The 275-nt window shown below is 32.4% G+C and carries 1 protein-coding gene; it reads right to left on the minus strand.

Annotated features, from left to right (window positions below):
• On the minus strand, window positions 1–275 hold a 275-nt coding region (locus tag ACK2WN_RS12400), incomplete at both ends, for a DDE-type integrase/transposase/recombinase (RefSeq protein WP_416155705.1).

The raw sequence follows: 275 nt of genomic DNA on the forward strand, positions 1-275 counted from the left end.
CCATCTGTGACAATTGATTTAGGAGAGCCGAAGGCACTAGCCTTTTTAAATAGTGAAAAAGCACAATCAGAACCTCGTGATTTGTTTAGATTCCAAGATAGAACAAACCTTGTTTCAGAATCTATACAAACCCAAAGATAGAATTTTTCACCAGCAATTTTTATGATAGTTTCGTCAGCGTGCCATTCATCTGAATCGCCTAAATATAAATCTTTTGATAGTTCATCACCAATTGTTTTAAAGTATATATCAAAAGTTTTAATCCATTTTGATAT

It is taken from the genome of Peptacetobacter sp. AB800, assembly GCF_047807365.1.
Classification (GTDB): Bacteria; Bacillota; Clostridia; order Peptostreptococcales; family Peptostreptococcaceae; genus Peptacetobacter.